The sequence below is a fragment of the Polyangium sp. y55x31 genome (genome assembly GCF_029946505.1).
Classification (GTDB): Bacteria; Myxococcota_A; Polyangia; order Polyangiales; family Polyangiaceae; genus Polyangium.
The window spans coordinates 118,896-143,625 of record NZ_JARZHG010000005.1; the positions used below are offsets into that span (position 1 = coordinate 118,896).

Here is a 24,730-nt window from a genome sequence, read left to right on the forward strand (position 1 = left end):
TCACGGAGTTTCGTTCGGATCGTCAAGCGTCGTCGAGGTCGTTTCCGTGCGATACGAAAGTCGGCTGCCCGCCATTGACGCGGGAGGGGCTTGACGCCGCGCGTCCCCAGGTCTTCGATCACATCTTTCCGACCCGCTCCAGGAGATCCACGCATGCAATCGATCCGCGCCTACCGGCGCGCCCTCGTCGCGCCGCTCCTCCTGCTCCCGTTCGGCCTCGCCTGGGCCGGCGCGGGGTGCAGCGGCGAGGAGGCGCCGGGCGTGTCGGGGAGCGTCGAGACCGCCGAATTCACGCCTGGTTTGCTCCTTCGCGAGGCCGCGGCGCTGCGCGAGCGTTTTCCGGCGCAGGCGGCGCGGATCCTCGACACGGATGCGCTCTTCGTGGGGAGCGACGAGGGTTTTTCCCCGGCGACGAGCGGCGCGCAAAAGGCGCGCGTGCTGCGTTCGCCGGCCGTGCCCGCCGAGGCCGCGGTCGAGGTGACGCATGCGGAGCCGCCCCTATTTTGGCCGAGCGGGCTTTCCATGCGGCTCCCGCGTCGCGCGGAAGACCCGGTGCGCTTCGTGTTGCCCGGCGATGTTTCGGTGCACGTGCGCGAGATCGGCGCGGGCGGAGAGGGCGCGATCGCCGCGCACGCGGTCGCATACGGGCGAGCGGACGGCACTTCGTTCTGGACGGTGACGCCGGCGGGGTACGAGGAATGGTTGTGGCTCGAGCGGGGCGTGGCGACGCCGGAGCGGGCTGCGGCCGCGTGGAGGATCGAGGGCGCGGAGGTGCGGCAGGCGGGGGATGCGGTGGAGATCGTCGATGGACGCGGCGTCTCGCGAATTCGCGTGACGGCGCCGGAGGCGTTTGCGGCTTCGGGGAAGGCCGCCCGGGCGCGGCTCGTCGCGCGCGGCGAGACCATCGAGCTCTGGGTCGACACGAACGGGGAGGAGGTGCTCGTCGATCCGGTGTGGGCGCCGACCGCGGCCCTCAACGCAAACCGGGCCTATCACACCACGAGCCTGCTCCCGAGCGGCAAGGTCCTCGTGGCCTCGGGGCACAATGGGATCAAATACCTGACCTCGAGCGAGCTTTACGATCCCGCCACCGGGACCTGGACCTACGGGCCTCCCATGGCGTACGGGCGCTCGGGGCATCAATCGGTGGTCCTCTCGACCGGCCGGGTGCTCGTCACCGGAGGCTGGGACGGCGGCGCGAATTGCCTCAAATACACCGAGATCTACACGCCCACCACGAATGCCTGGTCCAGTGCGGCTCCGCTCGGCGTCGCGCGTTGCGTCGTCGCGCTCACGTCGATGGACAATGGCAAGGTGATGGCCGCGGGTGGCATCGACTTCAACAGCGCAGCGATCGCGTCGGCGGAGGTTTACGATCCGAACACGAATACCTGGTCGCCGACCGGCCCCATGACCGTGCCGCGCGTCAACCACGCGCTCCAGGCGCTGCCGAATGGAAGGGTGCTCGCGATCGGCGGCGCGCCGAGCACGAGCTCGCCGACCTATGTCTCCGTGGACATCTACGATCCGGCGACGAACGCCTGGACCGCCGCCGCGCCGATGAACGTGGCGCGCGCGCAGCACACGTCGACGCTTCTTCCGTCGGGCGACGTGCTCGTCACGGGCGGGACGAGCTCCTCGAATGGGTCCATCGCCTCCGCCGAGCTTTATGATCCGGACGCGAATGTCTGGGTATCGGCGGGCGTGATGAGCAATCCTCGGCGCATTCACACGGCGACGTTGCTCCCGGGCAACCAGGTGCTCGTCGTGGGCGGCTTGCTCCCGGACAATACGTCGTCGAGCACCGCGGACATCTATCATGTCGAGACGAACGCCTGGACCCCTGCCGTCTCGCTCGTCGGCGCGCGTCATCGCCACGGGGCGGCGCTGCTCGACAATGGCGCGGTCCTCGTCGCGGGCGGGCAGCACGGCCTCTTCACGTACCTCGGCACCTCCGAGCTCTTCACCGGGGGCAGCCCGCTCGGCGCGGCCTGCGCCGCCGGCCTCGATTGCCAGAGCGGCTACTGCGCCGACGGCGTCTGCTGCGACACGGCGTGCAATGCCGGCACCTGCGATGCCTGCTCCGTCGTCGCCGGCGCCGCCACGAACGGCACCTGCGCGCTGTTCACCGGCCCCGTGTGCAATGATGGCAATGCTTGCAGCCAGAAGGACGTTTGTCAGAACGGCGTGTGTGTCGGGACCGACCCCGTCGTTTGCACCTCGCCGAGCGACGCCTGTCACGTGCAAGGCACCTGCAATGCGCAGACCGGCATCTGCACCAATCCGAGCGCGCCGGACGGCACGCCTTGCAGCGATCAGGACGCCTGCACCACGGGAGAGGCTTGCCAGGCGGGGACGTGTATGGGCGGGAGCCCCGTCGTCTGCGCCGCGCCCGACGATTGCCACGAGGCCGGCGTGTGTGATCCCGTGACCGGCTGCTCGAACCCCGCGAAGCCGGACGGCGCCTCGTGCAACGATAGCGACGCTTGCAGCCAGACGGACGTGTGCCAGGCGGGCACGTGCGTCGGGACGAACCCGGTCGTCTGCGCGCCGAGTGATTCTTGCCATGACGCCGGCGCCTGCGATCCGGTCACCGGGCAATGCTCCGCGAACGTCAAGCCGGCGGGCACGTCCTGCGACGACGGCAATGCCTGCACGCAGGTGGATACGTGCGAGGCCGGCGCATGCCTCGGCTCGAACCCGATCACGTGCGCGCCGCCCGACGCCTGCCACGGGGAGGGCACCTGCAATCCCGCGAGCGGCGTGTGCTCGTACCCGGCCAAACCCGATGGCATTTTCTGTGCGGGTGGCACGTGCCAGGGCGGCGTGTGCACGCCCGATGGCGCGGGCGGCAGCGGAGGCGCAGGGGGAAGCGGAGGCGCAGGGGGAAGCGGAGGCGCGGGCGGCAGCGGAGGCGTGGGCGGCAGCGGAGGCGCAGGCGGCGCGGGCAGCAGCGGCGGTGTGGGCGGCGGCGGCAGTGCGGAGACGGGCGGCACGAACGCCGGCGCGGGCGGGGACGGGCCCACCGGCGCGGGCGGGAGCAACGTGCGCTTGAGCGGCGGCGGCTGTGGCTGCGGGACGAGCGGACCTGCGCCGACCGGCCTTCCGGCGGCCGCGGCGGCGGTCCTCCTCGGGTTTGCCGTGCGACGGCGACGCGGGCGGGCGAGGTAGGCCGTTCCGTATGGTACGGTAGTGTTCGGGAGCAAATTCCTTGACAAGGGCGGGTCACATCGCAGACGGTGGCCCGCAATGCGTCCGGACAATCATTTTACACGGTGGGTTCTCCTCGCCGCCCTTCTCGGGGCCGGCATGGGGTCGGGGTGTGGAAACAAGGAGGGCGCCTCGGGGGGCGCTGCGCCGGGGGCTTCCGGCACGTCGTCGGCCGCTGCGCCTGCATCCTCGGGCGCGGCGCCTGCAGCGGGGAGCGAGGGGGCGGCCGTGCAGTCGACGACGCCCCCCTCGACGAAGAGCATCCAGGTCAGCATCAAGGACCTCCAGCTCTTCCACCCGTACTCGTCGGAGCGCGCGATGCCGAGCGTGCGCGACAACGGCAGCTTCAGCACGCGCGACCAGAATTCCGCGTATGGCCTCGGCATCATCATCGAGGCGACGAACGACACGGGCGAGGTGCTCTCCGACGCGTGGTTCGAGGGCAGCCTGCGTTTCGTCAATGGCGACCGCGAGGTCGAGTGCAAGTTCGGCCCCGATTCGGTGGGCGATCTCTTCAACACGACCTACACGCTCCATTTCAACAACGTCCCCGACGACGCGAAGGCCGATCCGTTCACCGGCGAGAAGCCCTCGGCGTGGCGGAACGAGTCGAGCTCGACGAACGAGAGCGTCTGGCGGCCGGGGGAGAAGATCCGGCTCATGTCGCGGAAGAACGAGTGCGAGTCGGTCGTGCTCGCCGACATGCCGCCCTCGCAGATCCGCGGCCGCATCGTGGTCAAGGCGAACAAGGTGTTCGTGAAATCGTACGCCTCCGTGTTCGACGAGGGCGCGTTCGATCTGGCGCTCGTCGGCGATTCCGTGCGTATCCGCGACAAGGCGTCCGGGCACGTCGCCTTCGTGCCCGTCCGCGAGGAGGCGGAGGGCAATCGGAGCGCGCGGAACAACGTGCTCACGATGACGGCGGCCAAGGACGCCTCGAAGGACGCGCCCTCCGTGCCGCTCTCGCACCTCGAGCTGCGTTATCCGATCCGGTACACGCGGGCGGACATCATCGAGAGCGCGCCGCTCGAATTCGATCTGCCGCCGCCGTCGTTGACCCTCCAGATGGTCAAGATGCCCACGGGCGAGATGGTGCACGCGTCAGGCAACGTCCTCGTGTACGTCAAGGAGAACAAGGTCGTCTACCAGGACATGGCGAAGGCGAAGCTCAGCCTGCTCGGCATTTCCCGCGAGGACGTGCCGACGCAGAGGCCCGAGGTGACGTTCACGAAGAACGAGCTCTCCGGCTCGGTGAAAGCCGCGACGATCACCGATTACGTGGACGACACGGCGCTCACCAAGGGGCAACGCAAGCTCAGCGTGACGTGGAACCTGCACCTGCAGGGCGACGGCATCGATCGGCGCCTGCGCGTTCCGTTCGACATCGCGTCGAGCGAATACGAGAAGGCGGCCGCGGACCTCCAGAAGGTCGACGGCGGGGACGCCGCCGCGGTGGCGGACGCGAAGGCGGCCGAGGCGAAGGCGAAGGCCGCGAAGAGCGCCGCCGAGACGAAATACAAGAACGGCCTGAAGGGCGAGCGCGAGAAGCTCGCGAAGGCCTTCAACTGCGCCGAGGTGAAGATCGCGACGAACCGCGGGACGAAGGGCCCGTCCAATGGCAAGGCCTTGGGCGAGACGTGCAAGGCGCTCGTGACGGGCAGCGACGATCTCGAGGTGACGATCACCTACACCCTCGATCGGTACGAGATCCCGATCGCGCTCGTGTACTCGCTCGGCGGCGATTTCACCTGGAACCCCATCGCGAGCGCGCCCCTGCTCCGTTTCGACGCGCGCTGAGCCCGTCCCTTTTCGGCTCTGCTCTTCAGCAGAGCCGCTCGCACGGATACTGTCCACGCACGTTCGCCAGGAAATACCTCCCCAGCGAGGGTGCGTGGAGCAGCTCGTCGTGCACCTCGGGGGGCACGCCGCTGTAGCGGTAGAGCCTGCCATCCTTGAATTCGAGGTCGAGCTCGCGCGCCTCGGGGTTGTACCCGACGCTGCGCAAGCTCGTGGACGTCACCGGGACGCGCGGCGGGAAGGTTTCGGCTGCCTCGGTTTCGCACGGACGAACCCAGTCCGCGGGCAAACCCTGATCACCGATGATGGAGCGGCGGTTCTGCATGCAGACCACGTTCCGCGACGAACGTGCCCGTCCCGGGACGAACTTGCCTGCCCCGTTTGTCCGCGGGGCGCCGGCAAACCGGGTTCGTCCCCGCTCGCCCGGGGCGGCCCAGCGGCGCGTGGCTGCTCGGCTGGGCGAAGCAAGCAAGCGCAGGGTAGCAGGCGGCGGCCGCGCGCCGGCGCGATCGTTTCGCGGAGCCCGATGGATGGGGGATCTCAGGCCGCGCGGCGGCCAGGTTCCTTCACGTCGAAGGTGAACGTATCGCCTCGCGCGAGATACACGACGCGATCTTCGAGGCCGGCTTCGCGGACGGCCTTGACGAAGTCTTCGAGCGGCGAGCGGAAGACCGTGTAGTCGTCGTAATGGATCGGGATGGCCTTGCGCGGGTCGAGGATCTGGAGGGCCTCGACGCCTTGCGCTGCGTCCATCGTGACGAGCACGCCGAGGATCCTCGTCCCGCCGAGGTGGAGCAAGGCGAGGTCGATGCCGGAGTATCTGCGCGGAATGGCGCGGAGGTCCTCGTGGACGAGCGTGTCGCCGGAAACGTAGAGACGGAGCGCGGGGGACTCGAAATCGAGCATCGAGCCCATCGTGTCGGGCAAGAAGCGCGAGACGACGGGCGGGCCGTGGCGCGCGGGCATGGCCGTGATGCGGACGCGCGACGCGCCTTTCTCCACGACGATCGCCCCCCAGCGCTCGAGCCCCTCGGCCCGCCCGAACCCCATGCCGCGCAGGGACGCCGCGGCCTGCTCGGTGGTGACGATCGGCAAGGATCGATCGAGCTCGCGCGCGACGCGCCGGTCGAAGTGGTCCTCGTGCAAATGGGAGAGCAGGACGAGGTCCACCGGCGGCAGGTCCGCGAGGTCGATCGCCGGATTCGTTTTACGTTCCGAGGTCAGGCCATAACCCAGATGAACGTGGTCGCCGGCGTGCAAGAAGTTCGGATCCGTGAGGATCGTGAAGCCGGCATACCGCAGGAGCACGGTCGCCGTGCCGACGAAAAAGATGGAGCCCGCTCCCCCGGTATTCTCCGCGCCGGGCGGCAGGACGAGGCGCTTCGTTGGTTTCGGTTTCATCCGGGATCCCCTGGGGTGCGTTTGCCGTGGAGTCAAATCGCGGAGTTTTCCCGGCGGGCTCGGCGGCGGGTGACGGACGCCACGGATTGACGACGCCACGGGGGCTGGGATACGAAAACGATCATGGATGCCGCTCGCGCCTCGATGACGTTGTTGGCCGCGCTCGCCCTGTCGCCGTTCGGCTACGCGAAGAACGTCGAAGCCGCGGACGATTCGGGTTTGCAGCCCATGACGATGGAGATCGTCCTGGTCGACGATCGCTTCGACGCATTCGCGAAGCCCGTGGGCCCCTTGCCCGAAGGCGTGTCGCTCCGCGTCGAGCTGGTGCCCACGGGGCCTGGCGCGCACGCGACAAACCATTACGCCGTGCTGCTCAAGAAGCCCGGCGAGACGGACACCCAGGCGAAGGAGCGCTTCTCGCCGTGGCTCTCGGCGCAACCACTCCCGGCCGGGCGCAGGTTCGTCCTCGGCGACGTGATCCAGGAAAACGAGGCGGGGGAGACGCAATCGATCGGCCTGCGCACGTACGTGCTCACCGGAGAGCCGATCGTCACCGAGGCGAACGTGGTCGATGCGAGCGTGGGCATGGAAGGCGCGCCCATCCGGCAGGGGGTCGTGACCGTGACGCTCGACGCCGCGGGCGGCGAGCGGTTCCACGCGGCGACGCGCGAGCACGTGGACGAGCGAATCGCGATCGTGGTGGATGGCAAAGCGTTCAGCGTGCCTGTCGTCAAGGCGCCCATTCCCGGCGGGCAGTTCTGGATCTCGACGCACGAGTACGGCGTTCAGGCAGTGGCCGAGGCCGAGCGGCTCGCCGCGAGGCTACGCGGCAAAGCGAAGTGACGCGGGGCGTGGGGCCGCGGCGCGGGGCTCATTGACCGCGCCGCAGCGCGGCGGACGGACACGAGCGCTTTCGGCACGGCCTCTGCATACCGAGGCTCATCCGGGCGCGAGAGGGCGCGTCCGCGGCATACAGGAGCACGAAGGTGATGCGGAAGGAGAAATCGAGACCCGACGATCGAAGCGAGCCAGAGGTGCCCCCGAGCGGGCCGCCTCGGGCGCCGAAGGCCGACGCCGAGGGCCACATTCCCCCGAACGCCCTGCATACGCCGACGCCCCCGCAGACGCAGCCCTCGGATCCGAGGTATTACGAAAAAATACCCAAGCTGCCCGGGGACACCTGAGTCCAAGCGCCCCCGGATTATGCTCGCGCGCTCGTGCGGCGGCGCGTCGGGGCTTGCGCCTCGACCGGAGCGCGCGCCTGCATCTCGCGGCGCAGCTTCGTCAGATCTTTCTTCGGCAATTTGCGAACGAGGTCGGCGATCCGGCCTCGATCGTCCTCTTCGGGGAACGTCACGAGATCCATCGGGAGCGCTTCGAGCGCGAGCGCGATGCGCTCCAGCGTCTCGACCGTGATCGCCGCGAGCCCGTGTTCGACGCTCGAAAGATGGCCTTTCGATAGACCACCCGCGTCCGCGAGCTGGGCCAGGGACAGGTTCCGCTCGACGCGGGGCGCACGGATACGGGCACCAATCTTGGAAGTGAAGGGAGCAGCAGTCTTTCGTCTAGGCATGGCGCTGACTATGCCACAACAAGAGCCCAGCCAAACATGATTTCGTCATCTTCCCATCAAGTTTTACTTAGGCGAACATTCTGCTGTTCTCAGGGGCGATGCGCTGCATCCAAGGCCTCTGGATCGCGGGCGCGCGGCCCGCTCCGGCCGGCGCGCGAGCGGTGTCGGGAGAAGCCGACGCTCACGCGGCCTCCACACACGCGAGACCTCAATGGCAGCTTGTGATTCCGACCATGACGTACCATGACCGCGCACATGGCTACGCATGCGCTGCAAGAGGGGGCACTGCCTCGCACCGTGGCGGCGTGCGCTCTCCCGCTCGCGGGGACGCGGCACGACCATGATGCATTGCTCCATGCCATCGGGGATTCGACGATCGTCCTGCTCGGGGAGGCGTCGCACGGGACGCACGAGTTCTACAGCGAGCGCGCGCGCCTTTCGCGCCGGCTCATCGAGGAGAAGGGTTTCTGCGCGGTCGCCGTCGAGGCCGACTGGCCCGACGCCTATCGCATCAATCGTTTCGTCCGAGGCAGGGGCCCGGACCCGGGGCCGCTCGAAGCGCTCGGCGGATTCGAGCGCTTCCCCGCGTGGATGTGGCGAAACACGGACGTGCTCGATTTCGTGAAGTGGCTCCGGGAGCACAACGACGCCCACCCCCACCGAGCCGCCGGGTTCTACGGGCTCGATCTCTACAGCATGAACACGTCGATCGATGCCGTGCTCGCGTATCTCGACCGGATCGATCCCGAAGGGGCCGAGCGAGCGAGGCAGCGATACGGGTGCTTCGAGGTCTTCGGCCACGATACGCAGGCGTACGGGTATGCGACGAGCGTCGGGATGGCGGAATCGTGCGAGGACGAAGTGGTCCGGCAGCTCCTGGAGATCCAGCGGCGCGCGCCCGAGTATGCCCGCCGCGGGCCGGATGAGGAGGGCGAGGACGAGGCGTTCTTCGCCGAGCAGAACGCGCGCCTCGTGATGAACGCGGAGCGTTATTATCGCGCGATGTTCCGCGGCGGGGCCGCCTCGTGGAACCTGCGCGACGAGCACATGGCCGAGACGCTCGATGCGCTGCGGGCGCACCTCGGGCGCCGGCGCGGCTCGCCCGCCAAGGTCGTCGTGTGGGCGCACAACTCGCACCTCGGCGACGCGCGGGCGACCGAAATGTCCCGCGAGGGCGAGCTCAACGTCGGCCAGCTCGTGAAGGAGCGCCACCCGGACGTTTTTTCGATCGGTTTCACCACGTATGCGGGGATGGTCTCGGCCGCGTCGGGCTGGGGCGCCGAGGTCGAGCAAAAACGCGTGCGTCCCGCGCGTCCCGACAGTTACGAGGCCATCCTGCACGCCACGGGCATCGAAAAGTTCGCGCTCCTCCTGCATGATCCGAGGCTCGGGCCGCTCCACAGGCAGCGGCTCGAACGGGCGATCGGGGTCGTGTATCTGCCGGCGACCGAGCGGGCGAGTCATTATTTCTATGCCGACCTCGCCGCCCAGTTCGACGCGGTCATTCATTTCGATCTGACGCACGCGGTCGAGCCCCTCGAAAAGACGGCGCGCTGGGAAGCAGGCGAGGCGCCGGAGACGTACCCGACCGGGCTCTGAGCCGCCTTGCTCATGAAGGGGCTTCCCGCTCGCGCGGCGAGCACTAGGAGGGCCCCCATGCCCACGACGAGGCGTAAAGACCTGGCCATGGATGGCCCGCGCGCGCGCGGAGCCGCACACGCGAGGGGCGCGCCGTTCGACCGGGGCGCTGCTTCGAGTGGGCATGTCGACGCCACGGAGGATCCATGTTCGATTGGCTGATCGTGGGCGCAGGGTTTTCGGGCAGCGTGCTGGCGGAGCGGCTCGCGCGTGGATCCGGCAAGCGGGTCCTCCTCATCGACAAACGTCGCCACATCGGAGGCAACGCATACGACCATTACGACGACGACGGCCTCCTCGTCCACGCGTACGGGCCGCACGTCTTCCACACGAACTCGAAAGAGGTCTTCGATTACCTCTCGCAGTTCACCGCGTGGCGGCCGTACCAGCACCGGGTGCTCGCGTCCGTGGACGGGCAGCTCGTCCCGATCCCGATCAACCTCGACACCATCAATCGCCTGTACAACCTGCGCCTGACGTCGCTCGAGCTCGAGGTGTTCTTCGCCGAGCGCGCCGAGAGAATCGCGCGCGCGCGGACGAGCGAGGACGTCATCGTCGGCAAGGTCGGGCGCGAGCTTTACGAGAAGTTCTTCCGTAATTACACGCGCAAGCAATGGGGGCTCGATCCCTCCGAGCTCGACGCCTCGGTGACCACGCACATCCCGGTCCGGACGAGCCGCGACGACCGGTATTTCACGGACACGTACCAGGCGATGCCGCTCCGCGGCTACACGCGGATGTTCGAGCGCATGCTCGACCACCCGAACATCAAGGTCATGCTCGGCGTGGATTTTCGCGAGGTCGAGAGATCGATCCCGCACGATCAGGTCATCTACACGGGGCCGATCGACGCCTATTTCGATCATCGTTACGGCAAGCTCCCGTATCGCTCGCTCGAGTTCCGCTTCGAGACGAAGAACACCCCGGTCTTCCAGCCGGCGCCCGTCGTGAACCACCCGAACGAGCACCCCTACACGCGCGTGACCGAATTCAAGTACCTCACGGGGCAGGAGCACCCAAAGACGACGGTCGTGTACGAATACCCGCGCGCCGAGGGCGACCCTTGTTACCCGATCCCGCGGCCCGAGAACGCGGAGCTCTACCGGAAGTACGAGGCGCTCGCCGCGGCCACGCCCGGCGTCCATTTCATCGGCAGGCTCGCGACCTACCGGTATTATAACATGGACCAGGTGGTCGCGCAGGCGCTCACGCTCTACGCGAAGCTCACCGGCCTGTCGCGCAGGTGGACGACGTTCGCGACCGCTGCCTAGCGAAAGGCCAGCAAGCGGTCCCGGCGGCGCGGCCGCCTCCGGCCGACCCTGCGGGACCCCGGAGATCATTTCTGGCGTTCCGGGAATCCGTGACTCCACGGGACCGGGCGTTCGTCGCCCCCTGCCTCGATATCACTCCGTAACGTGAGGTCCTCGAATTCCCGGAGGCAGAAAGCCTCATGCGGGAACGATCGAGCTTGCTCGACCTCGAAGTCGTGCTGATGTTGTACCGAGCTCAGGCATGGCACGACGGAATTCTCTGCGAGGGCTTGCGGGACAGGTGTCGCGTCGCGCGGCGCTGAAGGGGCTCGGTGCCGGGATCGGCGCCGCGGCGCTCGGAAGCGCGTGCGCGCCTGGGCCCGATCGTTGCGAGGCCGGGGGCACGGCGCCGGCCGTGGGGCCCGATTTCGACGCCCATGGCGCGCCCTCGCCGAGGCGATTGCTCGCCGGAATCGACACGTTCGTGGTCGTCATGATGGAGAACCGCTCCTTCGACCACTTCTTCGGCGCTCTCGCGTTGGATCCCGATTATCCAGCGCGGGAAGCCGTCGACGGGCTCGAAGGCGGCGAGACGAACGAGGACGACGACGGCACCTCGATTGCCATGCATCGGGCGGAGGCGCCTTGTGATCATCACGGCCCGCTGCATACCTGGGACGCGGCGCACACCGCGTTCGCCGGGGGGCGGAACGACGGCTTTTTGCGGGCGAATACGGGCGCCGCGTGGCGGCAGCGTGACGCGATGACGTACCACGATCGGAGCCAGATCCCGCTATTTTATGCGCTGGCCGATCAATACGTCGTCTGTGATCGGTGGTTCTCGTCCGTGCTCGGGCCGACCTGGCCGAACCGGTTTTTCCTGCACGCCGCGACGTCGGAGGGCATCACCACGAACGATCCGATCACGGACGGGCCGGCGACGATCTGGGAAAAGCTCGGGAAAGGTTGCTGGTCCTCGAAGGCGTACGCCGCCGGGGTCGCGCACTGGTATCACGCAGGCTTTCGGGGGCGTACGCTCGGGGGCAACGATCCGATGGTCTCCACGCGGATCGAGACCTTTTTCCACGACGCGCGCACCGGCAACCTGCCCAATTTCTCCCTCATCGATCCCGATTTCTGGTCCTCCGACCTCCACCCGCCGCACAGCCTGGCCCTCGGTGAGGCCTTGCTCGGGAGCATCGTGCGCTCGATGCAGGAGAGCCCGCAATGGGGGCGCTCGCTCCTCGTCATCACCTTCGACGAATACGGCGGGTTTTTCGACCACGTGTCCCCGCCGACCACGGAGGACCCACGCCCGGCGTTTCGCCAGCTCGGCTTCCGTGTCCCTTCCCTCGTGATCGGCCCGTCCGTGCGCGCGGGTGAGGTCGTCTCCACGCAATTCGAGCACGTCTCGATCGCGGCGACGCTGGCCACGCGGTTCGGCATCGAGAGCCTCGGGTCGCGCATGGATGCGGCCGCGGATCTCGCGTCGTGCATCGACCCTTCGCGGGTGGGTTTGCCCCCGGGGCCCATGGGCAGGCTGCCGCGCATCGAGATCGACCGGCGGCGCGTGGAAGAGGTGAGCTTCCGTTTTACGAGCCAACCGGGAATCGAAGCGGCGCTCCGCGCGGGCGCGATTCCCCTCGATCGAATCGACACGCGCTCGCACGAGGAGCGCCTCGGCTCCTTGCTGCGCCACGCACAGGAATTCGAGGTCGCGAGGGTCACCGGATGAGGCGGACGTCGCTCCATGCAGCCGCGCTCGTCCTTGCCCTCGCCGCGGGGGCGGCGCGCGCGGACGCCGCCGAGGAAGCGGCCGCGCCCGAGGCCAAGCGGCCCTTGATGCTCCCGCCGCTCGCGCGGAACATGGTGCGCGTGCAGGGCACCGTGCGCCCGTTCTTCAACCTGATCGGGCCGGGCGGAGGCGCGATCGGGGATCTGTCGGTCGAGTATTACTTCCAGCGGCCCTTCAAGGTCGGCTTCGAGCTCTCTCCGTTCGCGTTCGTTTTCGTCCCCGAGGGCCCGGGCACCATCGTGCATGCCCGCGTGCGCGGGGCGTTCTCCTCCGATTATGTCGAGGTCGGTCTCGGAATCGGGGGGCGAATGCAGTATTTCGGCCCGAGCGGCCTCTCCGTCGCGCCGGCGATGCGGCTCGGCAGCCTGGACGGCGTGAATGTGCGGGCGGAGATGGGGTATTCGCTGATCCGCAATTATTACACGCAGAAGGCGCAGTTCGCGCTTTCGCACGTGACCGGCGGCCTCGACGTCCCGGTGACGCAACGATTGGCGATCACCCTGGACGGCGGGTATGGGCTCGATCTATGGGCGTATGCGACCCTCGGCGTGCGGCAATGGATCAAGGGGCACGGCGAGCCGGGCTCGCTCGCGATCGGAGCGTCCGCGGGGGCCGCGTGGGTGGTCGATCGATTTCCCTGTCAGTATGGCGACATCGACCCCTGCCGCGGGGCCGCTTGGGGCCTCGGGCCGACGATTGCCGTCCGGGTCGATCGACGATTCTGACGCTGCCTCGCCGAGAGGCGTGGGCAGCACCCCCCACCTTGGGCAAGAACCGTCAATACATTGGCGTGCCGCCGCTGCCGCCCTGTCCCGTCGGGCAGGTGGACGAGCCGACGACGTAGCAGCCGTGGGTCGGGACGTCGCAGCAGTTGACGGCGCCTTGCGGGGCCGCGGGGCAGCTATTCTGGCAGTCCGCGTCGGCGTTGCACTGGTCCACGCAGACCGGCCCGCCGCCGCTGCTGCTGCTGGAGCTCGACGCCGTGCTCCCGGACCCGCCGGCGCCGCCTTCGCCGCCGCTGCCGCCGGTTCCGACGTCACCGCCGTAGCCGCCGTCGCCGCCGGAAGGCTGGTTGCCGAACTCCGGCCGCTCGGAGGTCGCGCAGGCAGTGAAGCTCGCGCCGAAGAGACCAAGGACCAACCAAGTGACGCTAGTGTATTTCACGAGTTTGTGGTTTGAGAGTACCCGAATGCCGCGCCCTCCACAACTACCTCCTTGTCGACAATGACGAACGACGCGGCCCCTCGCTCTTCCCGCGCCCCGCAGCTTCGCGCGACAATTGCAGCGTTGTCAGAAGGTCGCCGCCTCTGGATCGGCCTCGCGCTCATTTTGCTGCTCGGCGTCATCGTCTACCTGCCGGCGATCCGTACGCCCTTCCTGCTCGACGATTACCTCCAGGCCTCGATGATCGAGGGGACGTTCCCCGGGAAGCGGGGTCCGTTCGACCTCTACGACTTCATCAACGACACGGATCGAACGGCCCTCGTCGAGCGCGGCATGCTCCCCTGGTGGGCGCACCCGGAGCTCCAGATCCGCTTCTTCCGTCCGCTCGCGAGCGCGCTCCGTTACTTTGAGCATCAAGCATTCCGCGGCGTGCCGCTCCTCATGCACCTGCACTCGTTCGCCTGGTGGGCGGCGATGGTGCTCGGCGCGCGCGCCCTCTTCCGGCGCGCGCTCTCGGCGCGGGCCGCGGCGATCGCGACGATCGTCTTCGCGCTCGCGCCCGCGCACGCGATTCCGCTGGCATGGCTCGCCAACCGCGAGGCGTTGCTCTCGCTCACGTTCGGCATCGCGGGCCTCGTCGCGCACGCGCGTTTCCGCGAGGAACGAAGGCTTCGAGACGCCGCGCTCGCGACGGGGCTCTTCACGCTTTCGCTGCTCTCCGGCGAGTACGCCGTGTGCTTCGGCGCTTACGTGCTCGCCCTGGAGATCGTGGGCAAACGCGAGAGCCTGCTCCGGCGCATCGGGTTCGTCTCGACGTTCGTCTTGCCCACGGCCGCGTATCTCTACGTGCGGCACCGGGGCGGGTATGGCTCGTTCGGCTCGGGCTTCTACACGGATCCATTCCGCGAGACGGGCCTGTTTCTGCGGGCCGTGCCGCGCAGGTTCGTCACGCTCCTCGCGGATGGATGGCTCGCGCTCGACGACGAGACGCTGCTGCCCAACACCACCTCGATCGTCCTGCCCGTGGCGCTGGCGATCGGCACCGCGGCCCTGCTCTACGTGCCGCTGCGGCGCGCGTACGCGGCGCAGGACGAGGCGCGCCGCCCGAAGGTCGCGTGGCTCCTCCTCGGCTCCGTGCTCGCACTCGTGCCGGTGCTGCCCGTGGTGCCCTCGCCGCGTGTGCTCGGCGCGAGCTTGCTCGGCATCGCGCCTGCGGTCGGCATGCTCCTCGAATACGCGTGGTTCTCCGCGGCGAGCGACGAAGACGCGCGCCGGCCGAGGAGCGTGGCGGCGCAGCTCACGGGGCTCGCGGCGGTGGCGCTCGGCTTCGCGCACTTCGTGCACGGCCCCGGGACCGCGTGGCTCATGGCGCGCAGGCAGCAGAGGTCCGCCGACGATTTCACGAAGCACTCGGCCGAGCTGCGCGGGCAGATCGAGGCGCCGGAGGACGCCGAGGTGGTCGTGATCCGCTGCATGGCGAGCGCGTTTTTCCTGCCGTTCGCGCTCGACGATCGCGGCCGTTTGCCCGCGCGCTGGCGGATCCTCGCACAGACGGGCCATGTGCTCGTGCTACGGCGCGACGCGCGCACGCTCGACGTACGCGTGCCTCCGGAGCACAGCCTCTTTCCGATGGGCTCGGGCGCGCTCTTCCGCAGCCAGGACGCCCCGATCGCGCCGGGCGAGGTCTTCACGGTGCCGGGCGTCCGCGTCACGGTCCTCGACGTCGGCCCGCGTGGCCCGCGATCGGCGCGCTTCGAGCTCGACCGTGATCTCGATTCGTCCTCGCTCACGTGGATCACCGAGGGCCGAAAGGGTTTTTCCTTCGCGGAGCTGCCGTCGCGTGGGTTCGGAAAACCCTTCGATCCCTAGAGCGCCGAACGGTTCGGCGCTCTGCGAGATCGCGAAGCGAGCTCGCAGAGCGTCCCCCTCGGGACAAGAGAAGCCTAGAACAGCGAGCGGTTGTCAAACCGATCGATGTTCTAGGCCGCGAATCGCTCGCGCAGCCGGAGCGAGGGCTTTTCGATGAGCACGTGCATCACGTAGCCGATCACGAACGAGATCAGCATCGTGGCCGCGAGGGACGCGGGCCAGACGAGGAGGAGCGAGACGCGTTTTCCGTGGAGGTACTTCGCGGCGGGCAGGATGACGTGGTCGATGATCGGGATGTGCACGAGGTAGACGCCGTACCCGAGCGTCGCGGCCTGACGAAAAAAAGGCGCCGAGAGGGCGCGGTGGATGAAGCCGTCGCCGTGGAGCAGGAGCGGCAAGGCGAGGAGGTACATGAGGCTCGTCACGGTGCCCCAGGCGAAGACGTGCACGAGCTGGACGTGCTCTTCGCCGAACATCGCGGGGTTCAAGAGGAGCCAGAGGCACGTGAGCGCCGGGATCGCGAGGAGCGCGCGATGCAGCGGCCGCGACAGGAAGCGGCCCACGGCCTCGCCGTGGCGCTGGTGGATGAAGGCGAGCAGGATCCCCGCGATGAGCGTGTCGAAGCGCGTGTACGTGCGGAAGTAGAGCGCGCCGTAGAGGATGAAATCGTTCCACGGGCGGTAGCGGAAGAAGATGACGAGCCGCACCACGAGCGCCGCGAAGAAGAGCGCGCCGAGCAGGCCGAAGCGCGCGCGTTCGCTGCGGAGGCGGTGGAGCACGAAAAAGAGGATCGGGACCGTGAGGTAAAACTGTTCCTCGAGCGAGAGCGACCAGCCCCAGAACATGATGATGTCGGGCCGGTGCAAGGAGACGAAGTTCGTGAGGTACGTGTACTCGTAGGGCAGGTGCGCGCGCTGCGTCTCCGTGAGCGGGAGCGCGAGCGCGAGGATCGTGAGCACGACGTAGTACGACGGGAACGTGCGAAGGACGCGGCGCAGGTAGAAGCGGCGCAGATCCTGGGTGCCGCTCTTCTGCAGCGAGCGGAGCAGGATCGAGCCGATGAGGAAGCCGCTCAGCAGGAAGAAGAGATCCATCCCGAAGAAGATCGAGAGGGATCGGTCGACGAAGTCGCGATCGAGGGGGATGCCCTGCTCGCCCCAGAAGATCCACGTGACGTGGTACTGGACGACGCTGACGATCGCGAGGACGCGCAGGCCGTGGAGCGCGGGATAACGGTTGTCGAGGAGATCGAGGCCGAAGAAGGCGCGGAGCCCGGAGGGGTTCGCGGGCGCGCCGAGGGCTTGGGCGGGCGCGGACATCGAAAGGGGATGGCGAGCTCTAGGAGCCTCACTCCTCCGGCTTCACGCCGCACATCGCCGCGACGCGGTTCACCTTCGCCTTGAACTCCTCGCCTGCGGGGTCGACCTTCTTCGACTCGGCGAGCAGCACCGCGAACCGGCGCATGGGCGGGACGCCCTCCTTGAGCGCGCCGAGCATGGCCGCGAGGCTCGACTTCACCTTCGCGTCCTTGACCTGGAGCTTCTCCATCGCCGCGATGAACTTCTCGATCGCGGCGGCGTGCTCGGCGAACTTCTCGCCCTCCATGCGCGGGACCTTCTGGAGCTCGACGCCGAGCGCCTCGCACTCGGCCTGCGGCCCGTTGTTGCACGTCGCGTCGAACGCGTTCGCCGTGGACGTGACCTTCTTTTCCCAGGCGCCGAGCTGGCCCTTGATCTGGTCCATCTCGTCGACGACCGGGCCGAGCGCCTTGAGCTGGTTGCCGAAGCTCTCGGACTGGTCGGCGAGCTCGGCGACGGCCTCCTTGAAGTCGGGCGTCTCGATGTTCTCTTTTTTGAGAGAGTCGGCGAGGCGGAGGAAAGCGCCCGTGAGCGAGCGCATTTCCTCGGCCGGGCCCTTGCCTTTCGGCCGATCTTCGAGGGCGACGAGGTGCTTGCCGACGACCTCGCACTCGGGCGGCCGGGCCTTGCCTTCGCCGCCGCTCGCGTCGGCCGACGTCTTCGGATCTTGGGCGGCCCCGCCGCCGCAGGCGACGAGGAGGAAGAAGAAGGGGGCGAGGACGAGGGCCGAGCGCGTTCGCATCGCGCGGGGATATCCTAGCCCCGAGGCGCGGTCAACCGCGCGAGCGGGCGGGCGTCGGCGAGCGTTCCGGGAGAAGCGGCAGCTCCGCGCAGCGGGAGGGGCGCCGCGCGGAGCCGCGAAGGTTGGTGGAATCAGGGGGCCGTGTACGTCACGGCGAGCTGATACTGGCCCCAGCTATATCCACGCACCGCGATGAACGCCTGGGTTTCACCGGGCGGAACGGTCAAGCTGCAGACCTCGTTCGCGCCGGTCTTGTACGGGCGGCACGCCCAATTCCCGCCGGGCCCGGGCTGCGCGCCGAACTGCACGTAAAGATCGGGGTCGCCCTTGCCGGTCATCGTGACCTCGAACGTCGTCCCTTCGACCACGGAGAGCGGCGGAATCTGAACGACCTGACTCTTGTTCACGGTGCCGTTGAAGCTCTGCGTGGACGGCGTGCCGCCCGGCGCCGGGGGATTGCCGGGATCGCTGGGATCGCCGGGGCCGGGATCGCTCGGGCCGGGATCGCCGGGCTCCGGGGCCGGCGCGCCGCCCGGCGTGCCATACAGGGAAACCGCGCCCTGTTTGTCCATGTCGGTGAGATTCAGGGTCTGATCGCCCTTTCCATTGCATTGCGGGTAATGCATGACGGACTTGGCGTCGTAGGGGGTGAGCGCACGCCACTGGTTGTCCTCGAAGCACGCGCCGGCCTCGGGGCGGGTGTGCTCGTGGCGGAAGCCGAGGGTGTGGCCGAGCTCGTGCCGCAGGATGCCGGTGAGCGTCGTCGGCCCGTTGTTGCCGAACGCGCCGCCGTCGATGAGCACGTTGCGGCTGCTGCGGGCATCGCCCGGGAAAAACGCGCGCGCGAGGTACTGGCCGTTCGCATTCGTGGGACGCACGTCGAAGAGGACGTTGTTGTTCTGCGCGTTGCAATTGCTGTCCTGGTCGGCGACGTGCTTGTATTTGACGTTCGTCACGGCCTCCCAGGCGGCCGTCGCGTCCTTGATGGCCTGGACCGCGGAGTTGTAGCGGCTGCCGAAGGTCGTGCTCACGCAGTAGGTGAGGTCGAGCTTCTGGGTGTCGTTCCACTTCGCGTCTTGGTTGCCGTTGCGGTGGACGATGAGCGCGCCCTGCTGGACGTACGTCTCGTAAAACTCCTCCAGCTTCTTGATGTCGTCGACGGGCGTGTCGCCGTCGACGATGTAGATGCCCGTGTCGGGCTCACGATACGTAACGGCCTCGAATGCCTCGAAGCTGCCATACGTGTCGGCCACGGCTTCGTCGCCGCTCGGCGTTCCCGCGCACCCGACGCCGAGCGCGCCGGAGACGAGGACAAAAGCAACCACGGATCGGCCCTCGCGGCCGAGCTTCTTCGTACCAGCGCTCATCTTGATTCCTCCATGGCCCCCGCACCCAGGGTCGAGCCATCGGGGCATTGAATGTGGAGGTTGTAAGGAAGCAGGACGCGACCTCATGCGTCAATGCAAGCGCACGATTTCACCGGTCAGGGTGCCGACGCCAACGTTGTTCCATTGGTCGCCTCAGGGGTCGTCGAAACCGTGTAGATCCCTGAAAAACGCGAAAGAAGAAGAAGAGGCGTCATCCGGTCCACGCATCGGCGGCGCAGGCTATGGTTCACCCGTGGTGTGTCTCGAAAAACCATTGGCATGAGGTGAGAGGGATTGCGTCGGTTCGCCATGTATCCATCAGATGCAATGGTGGGCGTCTCATGGCTCCCCGCGACGGGCTTGCAGGGGCCGCGGAGGGAGGCTAGGGAAGGGCGCATGAAGCCCTGGTCCGTGATGCAGAGCCGTCCGATCGTCGCGCGTCGATGGCTCACCGTGCACGAGCAACGCATCGCCCTGCCGCACGGCGGCGAGATCGACGAGTTTCACGTGATCGAGGCGCCCGACTGGGCCTCGGTGCTGGCGGTGACGGCGGAAGGGCAGGTGGTGTTCGTCGATCAGTATCGGCACGGCGCGGCGCGCGTGAGTCGGGAGCTGCCGGCAGGCGTGATCGACGCGGGCGAGACGCCCGAGCAAGCCGCGCGGCGTGAGCTCGAAGAGGAGACAGGGTTCGTCGCCGAGACGTGGCTGCCGCTTCTTTCGACGAACACCGAGCCGAGCCGGCACACGAACCGCGCCCATTTCTTTTTCGCCGCGGGCGCGCGCCGTGTCTCCGCGCAGCGGATGGACCCGGCCGAGAACATCCATGTGGCGCTGATGGAGCCAAAGGACATCGTGCCCGCCATCGAGCGCGGGCAGATCATCCACGGCGTGCACGTGGGCGCGATTCTGCTCGCGGTGCGGCGCGGGCTTTTGTCGCTCGATTGAGAGGGAGGGGCCGGATCACGCCCGGGGGAGCGTGATCCGGCGGGGGAGGGTCAGTTCGCGAGGCAGGTTTCGAATTCGGTCTTGCAGAGCATCGTCGGATCCTGGCCCGGGCCGGTCCTGAAGAAGCAACGCAAGGCGTCCGAGAGTTCCTTCGAGACCGCGGCGTCGGAGTTCGTCACGCACGGCGTCATGGCCTCGAGGCCGCCCATGCCCGAGCCGAGGGCCTGCTGCACGCAGGAGAACGACTCGGCGCACGTCGCCTTGCCATTGCCCACCCACTCGGCGCCGATGGAGTTCGGCTGGTTGGGGGCGGCGGGCTCGGCGAGGCAGTTCGCGGTCGCCGCCTCGGCCGGGTAATACGAGCCGATGAGCATACACATCTCGTCGGTCGAGCGCGGCCCCTGGAAGACGTCACGCATCTCGCCGTTCGCGTAGTCGCAATGGTAATCGAACCACGAGCCCGCCTTGACCTGGAGGCCCGCGCCGAAATCCTTGACCGGGACCTTCTCCCACTCGGTGTTCGTGTAGAAAGGCTCCGCCTCCCCCACGATCGACGCGGAATAGTCGACGCCGCGCGCGTGCATGTGGGACTGCACGTTCACGATCGTGATGTCCTTGTGCACCGGACAGCGCATGCGCGCGCGGCCCTCGCCCATCGGAGAGACGTGGATGAAGGGGTTGTAGAGGAAGAGGACGTCGCCCTCCGTCGTCACCTCCGCCTCGGGGACCGAGTAGAGGTTGATCCGGACCTCGGGCTCGATGACGTTCATCGAGGCGTTGATGTAATGCGCGTTCATGAGGAGCACCGCGCCGGGGCGCACCTTCATGGCCACACCCTCGGGGAACTTCAGGAAGGCCTCGCCTTCGCCGTTCTGCGAGCCCCCGATGAGCTTCTCCACGGCCCAGCCATTCGTGGCGCCGTCGGAGCAGTCGAACACGCCGCTCGTGTCGACGACCGTGCCGTCCTCTTTCTTGGTCGGAATGTCGTCGTAGCTCGTCTGGTAGAGCAGGAAGTGGTGGCTGCCCTTCGTGAAGCGCACCTCGTCACGGTTCACGTAGAGCCCCTCGGCGGGCGCCCTCACGAACATGCAATGCTCGCCCTCGGTGCCGGGGTCGAGCTTCGTCACCATCTTGAACTGCACGCCCTTGCCCGCTTCCGGAGGCGCGAGCAGCTCCTGCCCGGGCTCGGCGGGCCCCGCGGGCTCCGAGCCGCCGCAGCCCACGAGGGCCGGCAGGGCGAGGGTGAGGGACGGGAGGGCGGTCTTGAATAAGAAATCGCGCAAATTCATGGCTCTCCGTGTTAGTGACCGGCGGTCACAAAGTCAACTCCCGGACTGTGAAGAATTGTTGCTGGAGGGGGGGGCTTGCCTTCGGTTCCCGGTCGCGGTAAAAAGTTCATCGGTCTCGCAACTTCGTACGTGGGCGTGGGGATGGGCGACATGGGCGACCCGACGAGTGCGCTGCTCGGGCAGCTTCCCCCGATGGTGGAGCTGCGCGACATTGGTTTGTCCTTCACGTTGCCCCGCGGCAAGAACCTCAGCCGGACGTGGATCCGCGAGCTCCGGACCGAGCTCGCGAGCCGCGTGCGGCTCCGGATCGCGCAGGATCGGCTGACGTTGCGGTGTGATCCGCCGATCGTCGTCGACGCATTGTGGCCCGCGAAGAACATGCTGTTCGGAGGCGCGGACGTGCGGTTTTCGGACGCGCGCATCGAGGCGTGGGTCTCGTCGATCGACGGCCCGGGGGAAGGGCTCCTGGATTTCACGGGCGAGGCCAAAAAGCAGATCGTGGAGATCATCGCCGCGGGTCTCCGGGGCACGAAGATGGCGAGCCCCGGCTACGATCCGATGCGGGACGAGGCCGCGCTCGCGACGCTCGAGGCGATCGCCGACAATTTTCGCAAAGCGCCTTCGAGCGGCGCGTCGGACGTATCCATCGCGGATCTCGGCGATCCCGCGGCCGAGGCGACGCTCGCGCTGCGCGAACCGTTCGTGCACGAACAGAACGGGACAGGGCTCTCGGTCGCGGCCGGCGGGGCGATCCATGTGGAAATCAAGGGGAGCGGAAACCTCGCGCGGATCGCCGCCGAGAGCTCGAATGCGGAGCGCGTCCGCGCCGCGAGCCTGCAATCGATCACGATCACGAGCGAGGCGCTTTCGGTCGTCCAAGGCGGGAGCCCCCTCGTGGAGCTCGGGTGCATTCGTATCGAGCGCGGCGGGGCCGTGGCGTTGTCGCGGCTCCGGCTGCGCGGGACGCTGGAGGAGGTCGCGGGGCTCGAATCGCTGGTGCGCGTGGTCGCGGGGGCCGTGCGTTTCGCCGGCTGTGATCTGCCGCTCGACGCGGGGCTCGCGCTCGCGGCGCAGGATCCGGCGGCGCAAGCGTCGGTCGTCCCCGGGCTCGTGCGCAGCAAGATCGAGGAGGTGCTGGCCGAGGGCGTGCGAAAGCTCGTGAACGAGCACGCGGAGGCGATCCCGGGGCTCGATCTGCGCGACGTCCTCGCGGTCTGAGCGCTCCCGAATGTTTCGCGCACCCGAGGGGATGGTGTAGGATATCGTCTGAATGCAAGCGCGCCGCGCCTCGGCTCTGACGCTCCTCGGGCTCGTGCTCGCGGCGGGGTGGTTTTCGAGCGGCGCGTCGGGAGCGCCGGGCCAGCCGGTTCCGCTCGTGAGCGCGATTCCGAGGCCCGCGCCGCCGCCCGTGTCGTTGGAAGCGCCGCCCGCAGCAGCGGTGCCGCGCGCGACCGTCGCTTTCGTGGGCGACGTGTCGATGGCGGGCGGGGTCGCGGCGGTGATCAAAAAAGGCCAGGAGCCGGCCTTTCCTTTCGCGCATGTGGCCGAGCGGCTGCGGTCGTACGACCTTCTCGTGGGGAACCTCGAATGCGTGGTCACGTCGCAGGGGGAGCCCACGATCCCCGAGCCGCTCGTGGCGCCGCTTTCGGCGCCGCGCCTGCTCCTGGATGCGGGCTTCGATATGGTGTCGGTGGCAAACAACCACACGCTCGACATGTCGGAGGCGGGGTATTTCGAGATGCTCGAGCGCCTCGATTCGGCGGGTTTGGGGAATTTCGGGACGACGCAGGCGAGCCCCGGGCGCGAGGCGTTCGTGGTGCGTGAGGTCGCCGGTGTGCGCATTGCGCTGATCGGCCACGTGGATCGAGGCGGGCCCCGGTCGCGGCAGGACGTGGAGCGGGCGCGGGAGCGCGCCGACGTGGTGATCGTGTTCGTGCATTGGGGGATCGAGTACGCGCCCCTGCCCACGAAGTATCAGCGCGAGGCGAGCCGCGCGCTCATCGACGCCGGGGCGGACGCGGTCATCGCGGCGCACGCGCACGTGGTGCAGCCGGCGGAGCGATATCGCGGGCGGCTCATCGCGCACGGGATCGGCAATTTCGTGTTTTCGGGGATGACGCGAGCAGGGAGCCACACGGGGACGCTGCTCGAGCTCGACGTGACCCGGGAAGGGATCACCGGGCATCGGTTTTTGCGGGTCGCGATCGACGATCGGGGCGCGCCGCGTTTCGTGGGGGAGCCGAGCGAGGAGCCGCCGCTCGATCCGCCGGGCCCGAGGCCGCTACCGCCGATGGACTGAAAGAAGATTCATTTGCGTCGCCGCAGACGCGCGGCGACGGCGGCAATGCCGAGGATTGGCAAGAAAAACGATCGTTCGTCCGCGTTTCCGGGGGCGCCGAGCGTACACGCGCCGCTGGGAGGCTTGGCCGGCGTCATTTCGCCGCCCTCACCGCCCTCGCCGCCCTCACCCCAGCCTCCTCCCGCGCCGCCGGCGCCCGACGACGAGGAGCTCGTGCCGCCGGGGACGACCGGTTGCGGGTCGTCCACGAGATAAAGCGCGCCACGAAGGAAAAGCACGGGGCGCGGGCGGAGCGGCGTTCCCTCGACGAGGGCATACACCTCGGCCGCGGGGCGTACGGACGCCTTGCCGAGGTCGAAGCGCCAGGTCGCCGCGGCGCCCGGCGAGACGAGCCGGCGCACGCCGCCGTCGACGAGCCAGGTTTGTCCGGTGCCGTCGTCGGCCTGGACGAGCTCGGGTTTGTCCGGGATATCAGGGCCGTCCGGGAGGAGGTCGGCGTCCGCCGCGGGCAGGGGCAAGAGGTCCCAGAACGACGAGAATCGCCAGGCGTCGTACGTGGGAGCGCCGACGACCTTCCGCCGCACGCCCGATTGCGCGGCGGGCGGGCACTGGAGCGTGCGTGGGCTGTTGCCGAGCACCGGATTGCCCTCGCCGCCCGTGTCGATGCCATAGGCGTAGACGTCGCGGGCATTGCCATCGTGAAAGGCGAGCGGGGAGGGGGCGAAAAAGCCGTGCTCGCACGAGCCGATCGCCGCGCAGAGATCGTCGCGGTGGACGTTCGCGCGGACGGCGATGGCAGGCGCGCCGGGCGTGCCCGCGGGGACGCCGTAATAGACGTGGACGTCGATCGGCTGGTTCGGGACGTCGGGATCCTGGGCCCAGCCGGCGATGGCGTCGCATCCGGCGTTATCGAGATATCCCGTGGGCTGGACGGCGAACGCCGACCGCGGGACGAGGAGCGAGCACGCGAGGAGCGACGCCGCGGCGCCGAGGGTTTGGAAAGACGAAAGGGGATGGGAACGCAATGGCACGC

20 protein-coding genes are annotated in these 24,730 nt (G+C 68.4%); 11 read left to right on the forward strand and 9 right to left on the reverse strand.

The window, feature by feature from the left end; genetic code table 11:
- Positions 1 to 153 precede the first annotated feature (153 nt).
- Both QHF84_RS11975 and QHF84_RS11980 read left to right on the forward strand, forming a co-directional pair.
- Positions 154 to 3,171 (forward strand): kelch repeat-containing protein, encoded by a 3,018-nt coding sequence (locus QHF84_RS11975; protein WP_281313380.1) that lies wholly within the window; start codon positions 154 to 156, stop codon positions 3,169 to 3,171.
- 267 nt (positions 3,172 to 3,438) lie between these two features.
- Positions 3,439 to 5,007 (forward strand): hypothetical protein, encoded by a 1,569-nt coding sequence (locus tag QHF84_RS11980; protein ID WP_281313381.1) that lies wholly within the window; start codon positions 3,439 to 3,441, stop codon positions 5,005 to 5,007.
- Between the two features lie 25 nt (positions 5,008 to 5,032).
- On the opposite strand, the gene QHF84_RS11985 is transcribed toward QHF84_RS11980, so the two are convergent.
- Both QHF84_RS11985 and QHF84_RS11990 read right to left on the reverse strand, forming a co-directional pair.
- On the reverse strand, positions 5,033 to 5,332 hold the full coding sequence (locus QHF84_RS11985) for a KTSC domain-containing protein (protein ID WP_281313382.1): 300 nt from the start codon (positions 5,330 to 5,332) through the stop codon (positions 5,033 to 5,035).
- Between the two features lie 215 nt (positions 5,333 to 5,547).
- The gene (locus QHF84_RS11990; RefSeq protein WP_281313383.1) at positions 5,548 to 6,408 is read right to left on the reverse strand and encodes an MBL fold metallo-hydrolase; all 861 of its coding nucleotides are present in this window, start codon (positions 6,406 to 6,408) and stop codon (positions 5,548 to 5,550) included.
- Positions 6,409 to 6,531: 123 nt separating this feature from the next.
- On the opposite strand from QHF84_RS11990, the gene QHF84_RS11995 reads away from it, so the two are divergent.
- Positions 6,532 to 7,251, forward strand: coding sequence for a hypothetical protein (locus tag QHF84_RS11995; protein ID WP_281313384.1), 720 nt, complete (start codon positions 6,532 to 6,534; stop codon positions 7,249 to 7,251).
- Between the two features lie 358 nt (positions 7,252 to 7,609).
- Here QHF84_RS11995 and QHF84_RS12000 read toward each other — a convergent pair whose 3' ends face one another.
- Complete coding sequence (locus tag QHF84_RS12000) at positions 7,610 to 7,981, reverse strand: helix-turn-helix domain-containing protein (RefSeq protein ID WP_281313385.1); 372 nt, start codon at positions 7,979 to 7,981, stop codon at positions 7,610 to 7,612.
- Between the two features lie 255 nt (positions 7,982 to 8,236).
- Between QHF84_RS12000 and QHF84_RS12005 the strand changes: the two genes are divergently transcribed.
- From QHF84_RS12005 to QHF84_RS12020, 4 genes are all read left to right on the forward strand, one after another.
- Complete coding sequence (locus QHF84_RS12005) at positions 8,237 to 9,580, forward strand: erythromycin esterase family protein (RefSeq protein WP_281313386.1); 1,344 nt, start codon at positions 8,237 to 8,239, stop codon at positions 9,578 to 9,580.
- 185 nt (positions 9,581 to 9,765) lie between these two features.
- Positions 9,766 to 10,890 carry a UDP-galactopyranose mutase gene (gene glf / locus QHF84_RS12010; RefSeq protein WP_281313387.1) on the forward strand — a complete coding sequence of 375 codons (1,125 nt, stop codon included), beginning with the start codon at positions 9,766 to 9,768 and terminating at the stop codon, positions 10,888 to 10,890.
- Between the two features lie 241 nt (positions 10,891 to 11,131).
- Entirely contained in the window at positions 11,132 to 12,604 is a 1,473-nt protein-coding gene (locus tag QHF84_RS12015; RefSeq protein WP_281313388.1) for an alkaline phosphatase family protein, read from the forward strand.
- Positions 12,601 to 13,389, forward strand: a complete 789-nt coding sequence (locus QHF84_RS12020; protein WP_281313389.1) for a hypothetical protein — start codon at positions 12,601 to 12,603, stop codon at positions 13,387 to 13,389. The genes QHF84_RS12015 and QHF84_RS12020 overlap by 4 nt, the downstream gene beginning before the upstream one ends.
- 52 nt (positions 13,390 to 13,441) lie before the next feature.
- Here the strand turns inward: QHF84_RS12020 and QHF84_RS12025 are convergent, their stop codons facing one another.
- Positions 13,442 to 13,828, reverse strand: coding sequence for a hypothetical protein (locus tag QHF84_RS12025; RefSeq protein WP_281313390.1), 387 nt, complete (start codon positions 13,826 to 13,828; stop codon positions 13,442 to 13,444).
- Between the two features lie 123 nt (positions 13,829 to 13,951).
- On the opposite strand from QHF84_RS12025, the gene QHF84_RS12030 reads away from it, so the two are divergent.
- Positions 13,952 to 15,697: a hypothetical protein gene (locus QHF84_RS12030; RefSeq protein WP_281313391.1), complete on the forward strand. Its 1,746-nt coding sequence runs from the start codon at positions 13,952 to 13,954 to the stop codon at positions 15,695 to 15,697.
- A 110-nt stretch (positions 15,698 to 15,807) separates the two neighbouring features.
- Here QHF84_RS12030 and QHF84_RS12035 read toward each other — a convergent pair whose 3' ends face one another.
- The 3 genes from QHF84_RS12035 to QHF84_RS12045 form a co-directional block, all read right to left on the reverse strand.
- Positions 15,808 to 17,016 carry an acyltransferase gene (locus tag QHF84_RS12035; protein WP_281313392.1) on the reverse strand — a complete coding sequence of 403 codons (1,209 nt, stop codon included), beginning with the start codon at positions 17,014 to 17,016 and terminating at the stop codon, positions 15,808 to 15,810.
- A gap of 28 nt (positions 17,017 to 17,044) precedes the next feature.
- Entirely contained in the window at positions 17,045 to 17,797 is a 753-nt protein-coding gene (locus QHF84_RS12040) for a hypothetical protein (RefSeq protein WP_281313393.1), read from the reverse strand.
- Positions 17,798 to 17,928: 131 nt separating this feature from the next.
- On the reverse strand, positions 17,929 to 19,164 hold the full coding sequence (locus QHF84_RS12045) for a M57 family metalloprotease (RefSeq protein WP_281313394.1): 1,236 nt from the start codon (positions 19,162 to 19,164) through the stop codon (positions 17,929 to 17,931).
- 396 nt (positions 19,165 to 19,560) lie between these two features.
- Between QHF84_RS12045 and QHF84_RS12050 the strand changes: the two genes are divergently transcribed.
- Positions 19,561 to 20,109, forward strand: coding sequence for an NUDIX hydrolase (locus QHF84_RS12050; protein ID WP_281313395.1), 549 nt, complete (start codon positions 19,561 to 19,563; stop codon positions 20,107 to 20,109).
- A gap of 50 nt (positions 20,110 to 20,159) precedes the next feature.
- Here the strand turns inward: QHF84_RS12050 and QHF84_RS12055 are convergent, their stop codons facing one another.
- Positions 20,160 to 21,398, reverse strand: coding sequence for a hypothetical protein (locus QHF84_RS12055; RefSeq protein ID WP_281313396.1), 1,239 nt, complete (start codon positions 21,396 to 21,398; stop codon positions 20,160 to 20,162).
- Between the two features lie 150 nt (positions 21,399 to 21,548).
- On the opposite strand from QHF84_RS12055, the gene QHF84_RS12060 reads away from it, so the two are divergent.
- Positions 21,549 to 22,616, forward strand: a complete 1,068-nt coding sequence (locus QHF84_RS12060; protein ID WP_281313397.1) for a hypothetical protein — start codon at positions 21,549 to 21,551, stop codon at positions 22,614 to 22,616.
- A gap of 52 nt (positions 22,617 to 22,668) precedes the next feature.
- On the forward strand, positions 22,669 to 23,697 hold the full coding sequence (locus QHF84_RS12065) for a CapA family protein (protein WP_281313398.1): 1,029 nt from the start codon (positions 22,669 to 22,671) through the stop codon (positions 23,695 to 23,697).
- 8 nt (positions 23,698 to 23,705) lie between these two features.
- Here QHF84_RS12065 and QHF84_RS12070 read toward each other — a convergent pair whose 3' ends face one another.
- On the reverse strand, positions 23,706 to 24,722 hold the full coding sequence (locus tag QHF84_RS12070) for a hypothetical protein (RefSeq protein WP_281313399.1): 1,017 nt from the start codon (positions 24,720 to 24,722) through the stop codon (positions 23,706 to 23,708).
- Positions 24,723 to 24,730: the final 8 nt, after the last annotated feature.